This is a genomic window from Caballeronia sp. TF1N1 (genome assembly GCF_022878925.1).
Classification (GTDB): Bacteria; Pseudomonadota; Gammaproteobacteria; order Burkholderiales; family Burkholderiaceae; genus Caballeronia.
The window spans coordinates 470,812-487,084 of the sequence record NZ_CP084626.1; the positions used below are offsets into that span (position 1 = coordinate 470,812).

Annotated in this window: 19 protein-coding genes and 1 tRNA gene; 9 read left to right on the plus strand and 11 right to left on the minus strand. The window is 60.5% G+C overall.

Translation table 11 applies throughout. The annotated features are described in order from the left end of the window. Positions 1 to 66: 66 nt before the first annotated feature. Positions 67 to 1,173, minus strand: coding sequence for a site-specific integrase (locus LDZ28_RS02210; RefSeq protein WP_244827112.1), 1,107 nt, complete (start codon positions 1,171 to 1,173; stop codon positions 67 to 69). Positions 1,174 to 1,661: 488 nt separating this feature from the next. Here LDZ28_RS02210 and LDZ28_RS02215 point away from each other — a divergent pair, with 488 nt between their 5' ends. After that, positions 1,662 to 2,144, plus strand: coding sequence for an AlpA family transcriptional regulator (locus tag LDZ28_RS02215; RefSeq protein WP_244827113.1), 483 nt, complete (start codon positions 1,662 to 1,664; stop codon positions 2,142 to 2,144). Between the two features lie 63 nt (positions 2,145 to 2,207). On the opposite strand, the gene LDZ28_RS02220 is transcribed toward LDZ28_RS02215, so the two are convergent. Further along, positions 2,208 to 2,855, minus strand: coding sequence for a hypothetical protein (locus tag LDZ28_RS02220; RefSeq protein WP_244827114.1), 648 nt, complete (start codon positions 2,853 to 2,855; stop codon positions 2,208 to 2,210). A 188-nt stretch (positions 2,856 to 3,043) separates the two neighbouring features. Here LDZ28_RS02220 and LDZ28_RS02225 point away from each other — a divergent pair, with 188 nt between their 5' ends. Then, positions 3,044 to 5,086 (plus strand): type IV secretion system DNA-binding domain-containing protein, encoded by a 2,043-nt coding sequence (locus tag LDZ28_RS02225; RefSeq protein WP_244827115.1) that lies wholly within the window; start codon positions 3,044 to 3,046, stop codon positions 5,084 to 5,086. 69 nt (positions 5,087 to 5,155) lie between these two features. Then, the gene (locus LDZ28_RS02230; protein ID WP_244827116.1) at positions 5,156 to 5,518 is read left to right on the plus strand and encodes a hypothetical protein; all 363 of its coding nucleotides are present in this window, start codon (positions 5,156 to 5,158) and stop codon (positions 5,516 to 5,518) included. A 473-nt stretch (positions 5,519 to 5,991) separates the two neighbouring features. Here the strand turns inward: LDZ28_RS02230 and LDZ28_RS02235 are convergent, their stop codons facing one another. The 4 genes from LDZ28_RS02235 to LDZ28_RS02250 form a co-directional block, all read right to left on the minus strand. Continuing rightward, on the minus strand, positions 5,992 to 6,285 hold the full coding sequence (locus LDZ28_RS02235) for a hypothetical protein (RefSeq protein WP_244827117.1): 294 nt from the start codon (positions 6,283 to 6,285) through the stop codon (positions 5,992 to 5,994). Positions 6,286 to 6,486: 201 nt separating this feature from the next. Beyond that, the gene (locus LDZ28_RS02240; protein ID WP_244827118.1) at positions 6,487 to 6,876 is read right to left on the minus strand and encodes a hypothetical protein; all 390 of its coding nucleotides are present in this window, start codon (positions 6,874 to 6,876) and stop codon (positions 6,487 to 6,489) included. A gap of 45 nt (positions 6,877 to 6,921) precedes the next feature. After that, complete coding sequence (locus tag LDZ28_RS02245) at positions 6,922 to 7,536, minus strand: hypothetical protein (RefSeq protein ID WP_244827119.1); 615 nt, start codon at positions 7,534 to 7,536, stop codon at positions 6,922 to 6,924. Between the two features lie 83 nt (positions 7,537 to 7,619). Beyond that, positions 7,620 to 8,753, minus strand: a complete 1,134-nt coding sequence (locus tag LDZ28_RS02250; RefSeq protein WP_244827120.1) for a CAP domain-containing protein — start codon at positions 8,751 to 8,753, stop codon at positions 7,620 to 7,622. Between the two features lie 258 nt (positions 8,754 to 9,011). Between LDZ28_RS02250 and LDZ28_RS02255 the strand changes: the two genes are divergently transcribed. Next, the gene (locus LDZ28_RS02255) at positions 9,012 to 9,365 is read left to right on the plus strand and encodes a helix-turn-helix transcriptional regulator (protein ID WP_244827121.1); all 354 of its coding nucleotides are present in this window, start codon (positions 9,012 to 9,014) and stop codon (positions 9,363 to 9,365) included. A 308-nt stretch (positions 9,366 to 9,673) separates the two neighbouring features. Continuing rightward, positions 9,674 to 10,663, plus strand: coding sequence for a helix-turn-helix domain-containing protein (locus LDZ28_RS02260; protein WP_244827122.1), 990 nt, complete (start codon positions 9,674 to 9,676; stop codon positions 10,661 to 10,663). A gap of 72 nt (positions 10,664 to 10,735) precedes the next feature. On the opposite strand, the gene LDZ28_RS02265 is transcribed toward LDZ28_RS02260, so the two are convergent. Then, entirely contained in the window at positions 10,736 to 11,014 is a 279-nt protein-coding gene (locus LDZ28_RS02265; RefSeq protein ID WP_244827123.1) for a hypothetical protein, read from the minus strand. Between the two features lie 354 nt (positions 11,015 to 11,368). Further along, positions 11,369 to 11,896, minus strand: a complete 528-nt coding sequence (locus tag LDZ28_RS02270; RefSeq protein WP_244827124.1) for a hypothetical protein — start codon at positions 11,894 to 11,896, stop codon at positions 11,369 to 11,371. A 163-nt stretch (positions 11,897 to 12,059) separates the two neighbouring features. Here LDZ28_RS02270 and LDZ28_RS02275 point away from each other — a divergent pair, with 163 nt between their 5' ends. The 4 genes from LDZ28_RS02275 to LDZ28_RS02290 all read left to right on the plus strand — a co-directional run bounded on the left by LDZ28_RS02275 (position 12,060) and on the right by LDZ28_RS02290 (position 14,043). Beyond that, on the plus strand, positions 12,060 to 12,656 hold the full coding sequence (locus tag LDZ28_RS02275; RefSeq protein WP_244827125.1) for a hypothetical protein: 597 nt from the start codon (positions 12,060 to 12,062) through the stop codon (positions 12,654 to 12,656). Continuing rightward, positions 12,653 to 13,132 (plus strand): hypothetical protein, encoded by a 480-nt coding sequence (locus tag LDZ28_RS02280; RefSeq protein WP_244827126.1) that lies wholly within the window; start codon positions 12,653 to 12,655, stop codon positions 13,130 to 13,132. Before LDZ28_RS02275 ends, LDZ28_RS02280 begins: the two co-directional genes overlap by 4 nt. A 177-nt stretch (positions 13,133 to 13,309) precedes the next feature. Next, positions 13,310 to 13,528: a hypothetical protein gene (locus LDZ28_RS02285; RefSeq protein ID WP_244827127.1), complete on the plus strand. Its 219-nt coding sequence runs from the start codon at positions 13,310 to 13,312 to the stop codon at positions 13,526 to 13,528. Between the two features lie 197 nt (positions 13,529 to 13,725). Then, a complete protein-coding gene (locus tag LDZ28_RS02290) occupies positions 13,726 to 14,043 on the plus strand; it encodes a hypothetical protein (protein ID WP_244827128.1) in 318 nt (105 codons plus the stop codon). A gap of 35 nt (positions 14,044 to 14,078) precedes the next feature. Here the strand turns inward: LDZ28_RS02290 and LDZ28_RS02295 are convergent, their stop codons facing one another. From LDZ28_RS02295 to LDZ28_RS02305, 3 genes are all read right to left on the minus strand, one after another. Beyond that, positions 14,079 to 14,612, minus strand: a complete 534-nt coding sequence (locus tag LDZ28_RS02295; RefSeq protein WP_244827129.1) for a hypothetical protein — start codon at positions 14,610 to 14,612, stop codon at positions 14,079 to 14,081. 58 nt (positions 14,613 to 14,670) lie between these two features. Next, a complete protein-coding gene (locus LDZ28_RS02300; protein ID WP_370652119.1) occupies positions 14,671 to 16,017 on the minus strand; it encodes a site-specific integrase in 1,347 nt (448 codons plus the stop codon). An 86-nt stretch (positions 16,018 to 16,103) separates the two neighbouring features. Next, positions 16,104 to 16,180, minus strand: a tRNA-Met gene (locus LDZ28_RS02305). Positions 16,181 to 16,273: the final 93 nt, after the last annotated feature.

Here is a 16,273-nt window from a genome sequence, read left to right on the forward strand (position 1 = left end):
GCGAAGGGCTTGGGAGAAGAGAGGCAATGCGCCCCGTCGGCGGGGCGCATTGTCGTTTTGGCGGCGTCACTTGTCCATGAGAAGCACGTGCTCATTGGCCCGCAGTTGGGCGTAGCGATGCGTCATCGCCATTGACGCGTGGCCGAAGGCCTGCATCGACGCGAGCATTGGCATTCTCGGATTGTTCACGATGAATCGCGCAACGCCTTCGTGGCGCAGATCGTGAAACCTGAAATCCACGAGGCCAGCTTCTTGAGAAATGCGATGAAAAAAGCCGGAAGCAGAGCCGCAACGCGTCTCCATCTTTCCCTCGCGCGATTTGTTCGTGAACGGGTGGAACACCAGGCTCGATTCGCGCGAGCGGATGCGTTGGAGGAACTTCAAGATCTTCACCGCCCGTTTCGTCAACGGAATGGAGCGCGGCGTGTCCGTTTTCGTGTGCCCAGCCGGGACCTTCCACGTCCGGTGCGTCGGTCGCAGATCGAACTCGCGCCATTCGGCGAGCAGCAGCTCTTGCAGGCGCGCCGCCGTCTCGATAGCCAAGCGGACAAGAAGACGCCAGTGAGACCGTCGAGGCGTGTTCAGCCGCCGAAGCCGGGCAAAGAGAAGCCGCTCCTCTTCCGGAGAGAGTCGTCGCTCTCGCTTGCTCTGCCATTTGACCGGCAAGTTCTTGGTGCTGAAAACGATGTTCGGGTAGTCGACGTCGCATTTGACCGCCCACCAGCGAATCGCCAAAAGCAGGATGTTGATTTGCGTCACGATGGTGTCGTAAGTGAATTGCCTGCCAACGCGCGTTTTCTGCGCGCGCATTTTATCGACATATCGGTCCATCCAACCTTGCCGAACATTTTCGATCTTGTCCGTCGAGTTCAGATTGCGAATCACTGTGGGCAGCACGCGTTTGTGGCGGTCGATCGCCCGCGTGCTTTTCAGAAAACGACGAAGCAAGTCTTTCAAGTTCTCTTGCTTGAAGTCCTCTAAAGTCTGCGTGGCTTCGGGCGAATTTTCTTTTTCCGCTCGAATTCTGAATTCTTTCTCTGTTTCCAACGAAAACCACTCCGCCTCTGCTTTGCTGTCGAAGGTGCGCGTCGTCGCGGGGATGCCCTTGACGCGGACAATGACTTGCCACGACGAAGGACGGTCTTTTCGCTTTCTTTCGATGATTGTTGCCATGGTGTTCCTCTTGGGTCTATTCGCTAATGCGATCGAGAGCCGCCGTTCGGATGAACAGCGGGCCGCGCCCGCTGCAGCGATCTTTCGATCTGACTGCAGCGCTGCGCTGGCGGAGAGTCGTATCTCGCGGAAAGTCCCGCCGCGCAAGGCCCGCAAGGAGGCGAGAAAATGGAGATTGGAGCGTTCGACTCTGGGCGGGAGCACCATAAAGCATTATTACCAACACAAAAAACACAAATCGACCTCATGCAACGGCTTTTTCGCCCGATAAATCCGGTGATTTAGCTTTTTTTGGCAACAATGGCAACGAGGAAAATCAGTCGCTGCAGCGCGCTGCAGCGACTAATTCCGACGAAAGGCAAATAAAATCTTTAAAACGCCGGAATAAAAAAATGCCTATTGAATGCAAAAAGTAAAATCATGGGCATCCGAAAACGCTGCGTGAACAGCATAGGTAAAGCGCGTTGTGCGCATTGCCAGGAGGCCTCATGCAGAAAAGAGAAGTTGTTCCGCACGCCGGTTCTGAATATTCACAAGAAGATGAACTTAGCCGGTTTAGCGTCGATCGAGAAAACACCAAGCAAATGCTTGCGAGCGACTTTGGCATAACGTCCGCGTTCGTGCGGGTCGCAGTTCTTGCCAGGGTGCTGGGCATATCGCAGCCGACGATTTACGCGGCGATCCGGCGAGGATCGTTTTTCCTTCCTGTTCGCGCGCTCGGTTCAATGCCAGTCGTGAAATTCGACGACCTTGTGGACTGGTATTGCCAGCCTAGCCGCATTCCACCAGCTTGCGCGATCTTAGAGGAGGAGGGCAACGCCGCGGTCGCTGGCGCTCCGCAATGCGAGCGCGCTCTGCCCGGAGAAGACAAAGTTGTCGACTTTGATCGTCCACGGAGCAGCCCAAAGGAGATTCGCGACGACATTGTGGCGGGCGTTCTCGCGCGCATGCGAGGTCAACGCCACGGATAGTTTGGACGGACAGCGAAAAAGCCGCGAGCATTGAACTCGCGGCTTTTTCGCTTGGGCGCAACGTTATCGCAATGAGCCCTTCTTCCTTGTCTTCATATGCCCCGAGGCTCTTGACGCGGCCATCACGGCCTCCGCGTGTTCGGGAAAGTGACGTTGAAGCGCGTCGCGGATCCGGCGCCCCACTCGATGCCTAGCCGCGTCGAAGTCTTTTTCGCTGATGCCGTGGTTTTTGCGCGCCTCTTCGGGCGTCGATCCGGCAAGCGCCTCGTCGAGGACGGCGTTTGCGACCGCGTCGTTCTCTATCGCCGACCGGACGGCGGCCATCGCAACGGCCGCCTTCGCAACGTCTTGGCGCAACGAGAGCAGGCGCTCTGTGGACGACTGGAAAGCAGGGTCACCCACGGGCTCTCCCACCCAATCGACCTCCTGGTCAGCGCGCTGCCGATAGTGATAGCCCACGCGCTCCGAACTGGCGATGCTTCTCATGCTCTGGGCCAGATAAGAATGAAACTCGACGTCCCGCGGCCATTTGCGTTGGCCGTCGGCCGTTCGCGTGATGGCTTCATGAAGAAGATCGAGAGGATCGTCGAAACCAGACCCAGCCAGAAAACGAAAACCATAAAGGCGCAGCTCCTCAATTTTTTCCTTGCTTAGTTTTTTGATCGCTTCCTCGATTTCTTTGGCGTTCGCGTGTTTTCTTGCTTTGGGCATAAAAGCTCTCCGGTGTTGTTGCGTTGTTCGAGGACGGGCTGTCCTTGACTTGGCAGGCGCCACAGGGGAATGCGGGAAAGCCCGAGGTTTTGGAGAAACTCTTGGATGAGCGGTGTGTGATAAGGGGCGCGCGGCAGGACATCCGAATTTCTCTCGTTGATCGCATTCAGCCAATGAGGAGGATCGAGATGAGCGACATTCGAGCAGGATCGAAAGGAACGCCGCCAAGCGTGAAACGGTTGGATTGGGCGAGGTGGCTGCGCTTGGCCGCATTGGAGGGCGGCATTGCGGGCGGCATCGCGCTTGCCGCGCTGTGGCGGGATTTGCCGTTGCTGCCCGCGCCGAGGGGCGAGCTCAGCGAGCACGTTTTGTTTTGGGCCAAACTGGCGACCCATGAGGCGGCGCCTTCGCTGTTCGCGCACAGCGCCAAGATTTACGCCGCGCATTGGAGCGCGATCGGCCTCGAGGGGCGGCTTGCGATCGAGTGGCGCGTCGCGTTGGCAAGCGTCATCGCTTGCGCGCCCGGCTTCTTCACCGCACGGCGAGCCCTGACGCCGCGAGACGGACTTCTGTTTTTGCGCGGCCCGGCCCGTTTTGAAGGGGCCGCCGCCGTCCGTCGCCTAAAAAAGACGTTTCGGAAGCAAAACACGCGTCGCCCTGACCATCCCATCGCGCCGGACGTGCCGTGGCCCGCGAGCATGTGGACGCGCCACGTGCTAGTCGTCGGCGGGTCCGGCGCGGGCAAATCGACATTCATCAAGCCGCTGATCGAGGGCGTGATTGCGGCGGGCGAGCCGATGCTGCTGTTCGACCCCAAAGGCGATTTCACTGCTGCGTTTTCGGCGCCGGAAATTCTCGCGCCTTGGGACAGCCGATCGCTTGTGTGGGATGTCGCGCGCGACGTGAGAAACGTGTTGGAAATGCGCCGATTCGCCGCCGCCATGGTGCGCGAAAGCTCTGATCCGATGTGGTCGAACGCGTCCCGGCAACTTCTGGTCGGCTTGCTCGTTTATTTGCGCGGCACGAAAAAATACGACTGGGGATGGCGGGAGCTAAGCGACTTGGTGGCGCTCTCGCAGCCTGAATTGCTCGCGATCATGCGCCGCTGGCATCCGGAGGCCGTTCGCGCAGTGGAGCGCGCATCGGTGACGACTCAAGGCATCTTGATCAATCTTTCGGCGTTTTGCTCGCCCATCATTGACTTGGCGAGAGCCTGGGGCGGCTTGCCCGCTGAGCGGCGCGTCAGTTTCCGCCGCTGGACATCGGGGCGCGGACGACGCCACAAACAAATAATTTTGCAGGGAAACGGCGCATATTCCGAGCTGACCAAGAGCTATCTCGAGGCCGTGATCGGCGTCGTCTCGTCCGTCGTGAACAGCGTCGAATTGGAAGACGACGAGAGTCGCAAGCTGTGGTTCATCGCGGACGAGTTCGCGAAGATGGGGAAGATTCCAGCGCGCGATTTGTTCGAGGTGGGTCGATCGCGCGGAGTTCGCTGCGTTGTCGCGTGCCAGGACTTCGCGCAAATCGAAGAAATTCACGGCGAACATTTTGTTCGGGCGTTGATGGGCATGTGCGCCACTCACGTGGTGGGACAGATGTCGCCTGGCGAGACGGCGGAGAAAATCTGCAAGGCGCTCGGCGCGCGGGAGCACGAGCGGCTGAATGTTTCCTCGTCGAGCGGCGGGGCCAGCGCGACGCAGACAAGCTCGTTTTCTCGCGAAAGCGTGCCGCTTTACTCGCCCTCTGAGCTCGCGTCGCGATTGGGGCCCGCGACCGACGAAGAAAGCGTCACGCTGCTCTTGGCGACGGGGGGCGACGTCTACGAGCTTGTATATCCGCGGATTCGGTGGGAGTCAGCGCGCCCGGCCCATGTCGCCGCGCCCTGGACGCTTGGAGAATCGGACGTGGACGAATCCTTCCTTGTCAACGCCGACGCGCTTGACGATCTCAAGGCCGCCGGCTTGGGGGCCGCTGCGGCCGAAATGGGCGGGACAGCGAAAGCGAGCGCCTTGAGAGACGGCGCAGCCGGCGAAAGCGCCACCGATAAAAGCGCCACTCGCGAAAGATCTGGCCACGGACGAGCGACAAATGGCTGTGGATATCCCGTCGCCGCCAACGGAAGCGGCGGCTGCAAACGGTCTGAGCGCTTCCACGAGAAAACGCGCGACGAGGCAAACGCGGCTGGCGATTGCTTCGATGACGATGACGGCGCCGCGCGAGCGCGTTGACCGATCCGAGGTCCGGCGCGTCAAAAGGAAACAACCAAGGAAGATTGAAACGCGAGCAGAGGAGTTGACATGGAAATCAAATCGCGGATTGCGCCGTGGCGACGCAGGGGCAGGAGTTGCGGCTACGAAGATCCAGCACATTCCCGCTGCGGTCCAGAGGTCAACGATGACAGCGAAAGCGGCTCTGCGCATCTCCGCGAGGTCGGCGTTGACGAACTTGTTGCAGAGCGCCCCGATTTCTTCAAGGAGAGGGCTCAAGCGAGCAAGCGCGCGCGTCGCCGGGCGCGTGTCTTGGCCATGCTTCGCGTGCTCCTGTATTTCGGCTGGTTTATGCTGGGACTCGTCGTGATTGGGTCCATGCCGTTCCTTTGGCTGTGGGGCGCAGCTCAACGAGTTGCCGCAGTGGCACGGGTGCGTTGGACGAGGCGCTAAGCAATGCGACAAGTCATATGCCGCTGGCGCTCGCTTCGCCCGTGTCGAGGGCCGGTCCGCTAAAAAACGCATCCGTTGCCGAGCCCAGCCAACGCAGGCAATGAGGATTTCAGCGCGTCAGAAAATCAAGAAAAAACAGGCTTGCGCGGTCGAAAAATCGCGCTAAGATGGAGTTGGAGGAGGCAAATCGCCCAGCCGCTAACTGGGCGATTTGCAGCTCTTTCGGCTATAACGCCGGAGGCGCCGTCGCGAAGATGAGAATCAGTAACAAGATTCCCATTAGCGCGCGACGGAGCCAGAGTTTGCCTTTGGGTTTGTCCATTGGCCACCTCCGTTCTCCAGGGCAACTGCCCCACGCGGAAGCGGGTGCCACCGCGATGAAGACATGGCAGCGCCCGCGGCCATTATAGACAAACGCCCTCTCGGAGGGCGTTTGTTTTGAAATAGGCAAATTCGAAGGCCGGATCAACGGCCTAGCCGTCGGCGCGCTCGATGAACACAAGATGCGCGAGCGGCCCAAGCAGCACAAACCAGCAGATCGCCCAGTTCGCGGCCGCGTCGGCGAAGAGGCCGAAAGCGGAGAACCCGCTTGATCGGTCTGCGAGGAGAAACGGCAGTGTCCAGCCGGCAATGCACAAGATCGCTCCAAGCAGCAACCAAAGAAGGTCCTTGCCGCGCTGAGCGCTTATCGCGATTACTCGGCCGAAAAGCGCCGCGAGCAAGAAGAAGCCGATCACGATGTTGACGATTGGAAAGCTGAGAAGCATCACGAACATCGAACTCAACGCCCAGCGAGCGAAAGACAGCCCGCGTCGGGCGCGCTCGTCCGGATTCTATTGAAAAACAGTTTTCGGCTTTTCTGACGCCGACTGTGTGGCGCTGCTCTGCATGCGAAGCTCCTAGATTTTTATGGCACGGCTCGCGCTGTCGCCCTTGCAAGCCGTCAAAGATCAAGTTGAGAATGCGGGTTAGCCCTTTTGGGGGTCGGCGGCGATCCATCCGTCGGAGCCTTTGAGCATTCGCACGCGCGTGGCTCCGGCTTTTCCTTCCACGTCGCACAGGTAGGCTTTTTCGCCGTCTGCCTTGCAGCCAATCAGTTTCACCGCGGCCACTGCTTGCTTTTGCTCAGTCAAACGTTGATCAAGAAAAGAGCTCTTGCCCATTATCTGCTCAGCTTGCGCGCGGCCCTCATCGACTTGTTTCGACAATGCCGCTCTGACGTCGGCTTCGCTGGGCGAGCCGCCGCAGGCCGACAAAAGCGTCGAGATCCCGAGCGCGGCGACTAAGCTTAGTCGTTTGGGCCGCTTCGACGATTGGGGAATGACGCTGACCTGGCGATAATTTTGTTTGATTTGCATATCTAATTTATGGGATGTTTGATTGAAAATAAGTAGTTCGCGTTTTTAAGGCGTTGCCGCAGGCGTTGTGTGTCTCAGCAGAAGGAGCCGGGTCGAAACAATTGGCCCCTTGATCGGTGAGTCGCGCAACTCGGATTTGACGATTCGCTTTGCCGAGGGCGCATACCACAGCGTCTCTCGCGTGACGCCCGAGCCGCCGTAAAGCTCGTCGCTTTGCCACAGCGTCTTCTCCGCGATTCGAAACGCCTCGAAAATTCCGGCCGGCGTCTCCACGCGCTCGACGGCCTCGACTTTGGCCTGTCGCTTGCACTCGGAACGCCACGAGCCGTTGCGATAAAGATAGGAAGCCGTCCAGCTCTTGCCGACAAACAATGGGAATTCGAGCCGCTGGTCGCTCGGCTCGAATTCACTTGTCCCCGAGCGTCGATAGTTCGTGTTCGCGTCAATGAGCGCGAACCCCGAGCGGCCGCCCGAGAGCGAGATCGCGGTCTCGCTGGCGGAGACGCTGGAAACGGCCTGCGCGTAGCGCGCGTTTTGAGCGGCGTCCAGATCGCTGCGGTAGTCGAACTCCCACTCTTCTCCGACAGCGAAGGTCGGGGCTTCGGCTCGGACCGGCGCGGGGACGGCCGTCGCCGAGGCGGGAACGGGCGGCGGGAACACGGTGCTTGTGTTCGCCGCGCACGCGGCGAGGCCGGCGAGGACTGCGCATGCGAGCAGTAAGAGCGCTCTCATTGCGGCGCGCCTCAATTGAAGACCGGCGAGCGATTCGCGCCGGCTGCGCCCGGCGACCGTTGCGACTTCGCGGAGGCCGCGACCGCAGGCGTGGCGGACGTGTTCGAGGATCCCGTCGCCGTGCCCGTCGTGAACGACCAGCTCACCGAGAACGGCGTCGCCGTGGTGATGGAGGTGTTCGTCAGCGAGCCCGTCACCGTGACCTTGTAGGTCGTGTTGTTGGCCAGCACGGTCGGCGAAACGCACATCGCAAGACGCGTGGCTTCCGCGTTGTTGCTGTTGTCCGTCTCGTCGCACGGCACGTTGTTGCCCGCCGCGTCCGTGATCGTGAACACGACGTTCGAGAACGCGCCGTTGCCCGCCGCGCTGAGCGTCACCGGGTAACCGACGTTTTGGCCCACCAGGTTCGGGTGCTTCGCTTCGATCGGGTTCGGCGTTTCCACGGCTTGCCATTGCGGCTTGACGTTCGTCTGGCCGTCATACGGGTAAGCGACCAGCTTGTTGTCCGGCGTCGAAGCGACGTAGTCGACAAAGTCGCCCGTGAACGTCGAATACTTCGTCATGTCGGCGCTCGGCGCTTGGCCGAAGCCCACGCCCGTCGTGTCAAACAGGAAAATCGCGCGGTGGAACGGAGCGTCGAAGAGGCCGTCGATCGCTTCGGTCGAGCTCGAGAACGGCCCCAGGAAACCCGCGGCGATTTCGCCCACCGAGTTGGTCGCGTAGCCGGCGGCCGCGACGCGGTCGCTCGGCGAAACGCCCGTGAAGTTCGGTTGGCCTGCGGCTTCATAGTGGCCCACGTTGTTGGTCGCTTGCATGTTCAGCGCATGGCTTGTCGCCGCTTGCGCGACCGCCGGCACGTATTTCAGCGCAGAAAGGCCTAGCTGAGCGCGCATCGCGTTTGTGTAGGCCAGCGAGTCGTTGACCACGTCGCCGGTCGCCGTGAAAGAGCCCGCGCCCGCCGGGGTCAACAGGGAGATTGAGCTTGTGTTCGTGTTGGTGTCCGCGCCGGTGTTCGCGCCCCCTCCCGTGTTCGCTCCGCTGCCGGTCGGCGTCGTGGCCGCTCCGCCGCTGTTTCCTCCGCCTCCGCCGCAAGCTGCCAGGAAGAGGGCAAAGGCGGCCGCCGAGGCCAAGGTTTTAGTTTTCATTTGATCCTCGTTTGCGGCTTGCGCTGTTTCTGGCGCGCCCCGCATGTCTTGATATGTTTATAAATTAACGTAATGCGACTACAGATTAACGTAACTCGTGTATTTTGCGCAGGGCATCCCCTAGAAAATAGACCCGCGTCGCTTTTTCGCGACGAGGGAGCTAGCATGCGAACGGCCGGTGGGAGCGAAGAACTGCTTAAGCGAATTGGCGGAGCGATTGCGGCCGCGCGCAAGCGCGCGGGTCTCACGCAATCGGTCGTGGCGAACGCCGTTGGCGTCGAGATTCAAACGATTTCTCGGCTGGAAACCGGAACCATCTCCCCGACCGTTCACCGCCTCTCTCAATTCGCCGAATTGTTCGACTGCCCCATCGGATCGCTCTTCGGCGAGCATCGAGCAGCCGCAGGCGAAGACGCGCGGTCTTTGAGCTTGTTGATCGCGGATTTGCCGAGGGAGGACCGGCGAGTGATCCTCCGAATCGTCTCGGACGCGGCGTCGCTGGCTCGCGCGAAGGACGAGAGGCAATACCGCGAAGCGGCCATCGAGCGCCGCGAACTGCTCGATGCGACCGGCGGCGACAAAGGCAAGAAACGGCGGGCCAAACGCTTGTGAGCGAATCGGCGCGTTGGCCATGACCATCTTTCGCCACCGCGCATGGCGACTTGTCTCAACAGTCATCTCCCCCCGTCCTTCTCTCGTTCTGCCGCTTTAAGCGGCGCTGTCCAATGGGCGAGATATTCCTCGAAGCCCGCGTGTCGCGCCGCTCATTGCGTCCGGCGTTCCCTCTCATTTCGTCCGGAATCGCGTCGCTTGCTCCATCGAGCCGGCTCCGTCGCCGGCGAGCCCATAGAATGCGAAAAAAACGAACAAGCGATGAAATGCCGAAGCCTTTGCGATTTGACAGCGGAGCCGTGGGGCCGATGGACGCGGAAGAAGTGTGGAGGGAGGCGTTGCGCCCAATCTACGAGTTGCAACGATCAAAGACGGAGTTCGAAGCCCTGATTCACACGTGGAGCCTCGACGGCAGAATGTTGCTGACGAGGCATTTCACGAAAGACGAGGTTTGGTTCAAGCGCACGCGGCGACGCATAGCGACGAGCGGCGTTGAGCACTATCTTGTGCACTGCCTGCTCGGCGGAAGCTTGGCGTCGGAATCCGAAGGCGCGCAACAGCGGGTCGCGCTTAATTCGATCGCTGTGCGCGACACAAGCGTGGAGAACGTCGGCTTCGCCGTGAACGCCCCCATGCTCACGCTGAGCGTTCCGCGCGCGGCCCTTGACCGGCTGATGCCGGAGGGCGCTAGGCTGCACGGGGCGACGTTCGCGGCAGCCGATCCCGTCGGCGCGCTCATGTCGTCGCACATCATGGCGCTCGCGAATGTTTTGACGGACATGTCAACCGACCAATCGCGCGTCGCGGCGGAGGCGACGATCGGCTTGCTGGCCTCTTGCCTGCTTCCGCAAGTTGCGGAGATCGACGAAAGCCGGCCGGACGCCCGCTTGTCTCCGATGCTCCGCGCTCGCGCTTTGGCGATGATTGAGCGTCGTTTGCTGGACCCCGAGCTAGGCGTGGAATCGCTTTGCAAGTCTTTGCGGCTTTCGCGCACTTCGCTTTACGAGTTGTTCGCTGATCGCGGCGGGGTGGCGAACGCGATTCGCGGCAAACGGCTTGACGAGGCGTATAGGCGGTTGGCGGATCCGATGCGAATGCGGGAGCGAATCGGAGAGATTGCCTACGCCAGTGGTTTTTCGAGCGAGTCGACATTCCATCGAGCTTTCAAGGATCGCTTTGGCTGCTCTCCGACGGAGGCTCGCAACGAGAGCGCAGGCCCAAGACGGCCGGAGGCCGACGACACGCCCGAGGCCCTGGCCGCACGATATGAAGCGGCCGTGCGCAACTTGAAGGGATAATGGCGAAGTCAGGGGGCGGATCAAGAGCGCGCCCGTCGCGGGCAAAATCCTTGGCGTCCATGGCCGCCGGGATCAATCCAGCGTCGCGTCAGGCTCCCCGAGCCACGGCAAGTCGATCGGCGAAATGACGAACGCGCGCTCCGGCGTGTTTGCAGTTTTCGGTTGGGTCCAAACAAGGCCAAACCGCAGCTCGTCCCGCTCGGGCAGCGAAAATATGCGTGGCCGCTGCTTGAAGTCGCCGCTCCATCCAGCCGCGCGAGCGGTGTCGAGCGCCCATTGATATTCGATTTCAAGGACGCCGATTTCCGGGCTGTTTTCCTTGCGCGCAAGTTCGCGCGCTTCGTCAAACATCGGCATCCATCCAAAGTTGCTGTGAGAGAGATCTTCCAGAGCGTAAGCGCGCCACGACATGCGAATTCCTTTGTTTTTTAAGCGCGCGCCGAACGTCGCGCTTCCTGAATGTCGGACGCGCGACGATTTTCTTAAGCCTTGCCGAATCCGAAAGAGTCAGCAGCGATTGCCGTGAGGCCATGCAACTTTCTCAGCATGGGAGGGCTCGCATCGTTCACACGGCAAGGAATGAGCAGCCGGAGCGGCCCTAGCGAGGCCACGCGGGTGCCGGTGCGCCACGCGGCGACGCGGAGTCCGCATTCGGAGGCGGCTTTAGACGAAACGCGCCTCGCCAATCGGCGCGGCCGGTGGTCGTCAACGGGCGCGGTCGATTCGGCCGCAGACGGCCTCTCTGAAACGAGCGCATGCGGCGTCGAGATCGGCGATGGCGCCTTTCAGCTCGCTGGCGTGGGCCGGCGAAAGGCGAGCGGGATTCAGGTAAGGCTCGACGGCCCGTTTTGCGCGCGACAAATTTCGAAACTCGGCGAACGCCTGGCCCGCCGCGCCGACGCTCGCGCCGTCGGCGGCGCAATGGCTCAGCCGCGCGAACAACTCCGGCAAAATCCAATGGGACGCGGCGATGGAATCCATCGCGTCGGCGAAGGGGAGCCGGCCTTCGCTCACGCCCAAATGCATGCGGCAGACGCCTAGAAAACGTTTGCTCCAAGAGTCGAAAATGTCCAGCGTCTCTTGCAGCGCGCAGGAGTCGCGCTCGCACACGGCGCCACGGGGCGACGGGCTTGGCGAGTCGACGCGCGCGGGCTGATCGCGAACCCCTTCGGACGGGCTTTGAAAAGTCAGGCGGCCGCTGAACAGTCGCGGCCAGCGATAGGGCTGGGCCATGGTCGCGCTCCGAGTCGTTTCGTCTAAGCATACGCTTTCAGAGCGGACGATTGTTTGAAGGATTTCACGGAGGAGCGGCGCGTCGTCTCGCCGCGCCCGTCGAGCGTTGCCCGCCGCGCCGTCGTGCGAGAATGACGCGTGATCATACAAAATGGCCTTGCCGATGCCGAAAGACTCAAAGGCCAAAGTGAAGCCGGGCTTGGCAAAGCGCGCCCGACACAAAAAGGCGCTGTTTTTGCCGCTCGACACGGCCGCGGCGAACCGCATCTCGCTGCGCTCGTGGACCGCGCTCCAACGCGCGCGCCAAGGCGACGCCAACAACGAGGCCGCCCTTGCGCTCGCGCACGCGGCCATCGTGGCCGCGCGCGTCGCCGAGAAGGGATTCGGCAAAGTGGACGGCGTCGCGATGAGCAAGGCGAAAGAGGGGCTCGCCGAGGTCATCGAAAGAGGCTGCGACAGCGGCGACTGGCGTTTCTCCGCCGAGCTGCTGGACGCGCTCGTCCCTGTGCTCGATGAGCATTGCCGCCAGCTTCGGCAAGTGAGGATGCTCGCCCTGGTCGAGGCGAACGAATGGCTTGAGGCGCGGATTGAGAAGGGCGCGCTGATGTCTGACTTGTTGAGTGGCAAGGCTCAAGGGATCGCTGAGAGGGCCGTTAAGAGCGGGAGCGGAGGCGGGGGCGCCGGAGGGGCGGCGGAGCGCGCAGACCAAGCGCCGGCTGCGCCCTCGGGCACGGATGAGCAAAATCGAGAGCGAAAGTGAACATGGGCGGCGAGCAGCATCGCGCGGAGGCGCGATATCAAGAGTTTCTGGCGACGATGGCGGCGCAGCGGTATTTCCTGACGATCGCAGAGCAGAAGGCCGCCCACGCGCTGCTGGCGCAGGGCTTCGGGTTCGTGGAAGTCGCGGCGCTCCTTGAAGCATCGCCGTGGGTGGCGTTTTATCGAGAATGCCTCAAAACCCATCGCTTGCCCGAATGTCCTCAAACGCGCGAGGCCTTGCGAGAATCGTTTGATCTTGGCGAGCCGATCGCCGTCGCGGCGGAGCGCGCTTTGGAGGCTGTGCGACGACACGTCCAATCAATGGACAGGCCCCCAGTGGGGCACCCGGCGGCCGGGGCTGCGACGATCAAGGCGGCCGCCATTGAGTTCGAGATTGAGCTCTTCGGCCGAAGGCACGTTCGAAAGCAGCGCTGGCCAGACTGGATGGATCAATTAGTGGAGGGAGGCTGCTCTTGAAGGCGGCTGGCTGCAAGGAAGAGCGTCGGCCATTGCGCGATGCCCTGGACAATTGCAGCCCGGCGACCATCGCTGAACCAATCGCGTCGGTTCGCAGGGATCGCGGGCTTCCCCTTATAGCGAGGTGGCTTCTCTTCGGCCAAATTAAGCGTTCCCTAAACAGAAAAAGGAACGTTGATGGCAAACGTCTATGTCGAGCCAATCCCGAAGGGCCGGGAAGGAGCGATTGAGGGTTATGTGCTCGAATTGTCGAGCAACGAGCGGCTCAATCAAACCACTTACAAGCGACAGGAGGAAGCGATCGCGGCCGCGAAAGCGGCTGGCCACAAACCACTGGTTGCTCGCGTGCGAGTCACCAGCAAAGGGAATCCGGATCATTGGCGCTCTGCTCCCTAAAGCGCAAAATCAAGCTCAGCGGGTCGATTCACTGGCCCACGCAGCGAGCGAGCGCCATGGCGCTCGCTCTGTCCGCATCGTCAGCGACGCGCAGCTTCGCTGGCCGGCACGACCCTCAAGTCACGCCAATGCCATGCCGTTAAAGCGTCAATGCGCCAAACGCGGAAAGCGAGGCGGGATTTTCCTGAGAGGGCGGCATGAACACCACTAAGCAAGAAGAGCTATTCAAGGTCTACGTGCAGACCAAAGATCATCCACATGTGCTTGAGATGATTGTGTCGGCCGGCTCGCCGCAAGCCGCAAAGGCGCGGGCTCTCGGGCATGTTAAAGAGGCCAATCCAACCAAGGGGCGATCGCTCGAAGAATCCCAGAGCAATTCAATTGCCCTGTTCGCCAAGAGAGCGGGCAAGAACGGTTGCTTGGTGACCAACAAACTCCCAGTCAAGGCGTTCGAGGCGGTTTCTCGCGCGGTTGAAGCGAAAGCAGCGTCGATGCCAGACGACTCGCCATCGTGAGTTCGAGTAATTGGCTTGTTCGCGCGACGCAGCGCTTAGGCGCTTAGTCGATCTGCGTGAGCAGCGATTTTTCCTTTGAATTCTCGGCACACGGTTTCGAACTCTCTCTTCCGTTGCTCGAATTCAGACACACTTTTGCCGGACTTGCCCGGGTCGTCGAGGAACGGCGTAATGCGTGCGCGCGCCTGTTCGACGCTTGCGCGGTCGGCGGCTAAGGTCGGAAAGTGGATGTTGATTAACATCATCAGCCTTTGATACTCGCCCGGAAGCAAAACCTCTGACTGCTTCGTCAAGTCCATCGCTTGCTGCGCCGTCAACTTTCCGTAGTAGCAACGAGTGAAAGCCAAATAGACGTTCGCATAGGCCATCTCCCACTTTTCGAAGAGCAGATACGTCTCCTCTAATTTGGCGAGCCGCAGGTCCGTCTGTCTTTGCTGGGCCTGCGAAGCGCGCTCCGCGCGCGCCGCCCGAGCGCTAAAAAGGCTTGCGACAACCGCGCCGAGAATCGTGAAGGCCCCCGTGATGGCCGACGCAAACAAAGGCACCCCAGCTCCGGTCAATTCAAGCATTCACTTTCCTTTGTTTCACTGGGTGGGCAGACAAGCCGGCAGCCGCTTTGCATGCAACTCAAAAGGCTAAAGGCAAAGCCAAATCGAATCGATCGAGCGTGGCTTTGAGTTCAGCGAGTGGTTTTGCGTGTTGGTAGTTTGCGAAGTGCGCTGAGCTGAAATCCACTTTTGCCTGATCGTAGTGTCCCACCAACGCCATAAGCATCGCTGGATGCGTGTTTAGCTCGGTCATGCGAGCAATGAATGTGTGTCGAAACGAGTGAAAGACCTTCCGGTCGTCAGTGATAAACCGCTCGTCGAGATAATCCGCAAAGCGGCGCGTGACGTTTTTCCCATAGCCGTTGGCGCCGGGCTTCAACTCGGGGAACAGCTGAGTTGCGCGGGAGTCTCTGAGCTTTTGAACATAGCCGAGAAAGCCAGAGGCCACGACCGTCTGATGCAACGGGATGCGCCGTTGAGAGTTTGCGTTCTTCGCTTTCTCAATCTCGAAGAACCAAATGCCGCCTTCGCATTGAACGTTGTTCAAGGGGAGGCTGGCAAGCTCTTCGAGACGCGCGCCCGAATAGAGCGCGAGAAACGGCAGCCAATGGTAATGGGGCTTGTCCATGCGAGCCGAATAAGCGAGTGGATCGAAGATCGTCGCAAGGTCAGTGGCGGTGAAGGGCTTGTAAGAGCGCTTCTGCTGTTCAAGCTTCGACTTGGACGAAACTTTTGCCGTCTCAAAAGGGTTGGGGCCTTCGCGAACTCCGTTGCTGATCGCATAAGCGAACAAGTCGCGCAAGAACGACAGTTTCGCGTTCACGCGGCTTGCGCTCGCGCCGTCGTCGATCAGCGCGTCTTTATGGGCGATCGCGTCTTCCAATGCATACTCTTCAATGGGCCGGTCGCCGTGCCGCTTTTTAAAATCTGCGAATGCGCTTTCCTTCGCCGTGATGGTGCGAGGCGTGTTGTCGAGCTTCTTTTCTTTCTTGTATCTCGCCGCCACTTCCGAAAACGGTTTGCCTTTCTTTTTCGGCGCGGAATTCGCCGCCTGCGCGGCGATCGCGGCGGCGACGGAAGGGGAGAAGATCGGGAAATCGAGCGGTGGCGATGCCGCGACGGCGGCGCTGAGGCGATCGCCAATCAGAGCCTTCGCAAGGCGCACGTCCTCGTCGGTCTTGATGTCGCGAAGCTGCGTGCCGTCCGGCAGGATCAAGTCGAGCTTTTTAAGCTTTTCGACATTCAAGTCAAAGTCTTCGGGGCTGGGCTGGGTCATGGCCAACTCGAGATTGAAGGCAAGCGCCCAAATCTTAGCCTGCTTGAAGTCTTTCGTGCGAAGAGAACGCTTCGCTTCTTGGCCGTTGCGCTTCAGGCGCAAGTAGTAGACGCCAAGGCGGTTGCGATACAGGTGCGGCAGCTTGTGCATATGGGCGAAGTGGCTCACAAAGCGGCTCACCGAGCGCCCAAAGCAAAAGGCCCACACTCCAATGAGTGCGGGCCTCGCGCTTGATTTGGTGGCGAATCAGGGATTCGAACCCCGGACCTGCGGATTATGATTCCGTCGCTCTAACCGACTGAGCTAATTCGCCGAAAGAAGCGAGATTATGGCGATAGGTGAAACCGCTGTCAACCCCTGCCGTTCGTTTTATTCAAGCGGCAGGAAAGCGCCAGGAAAGCACCAT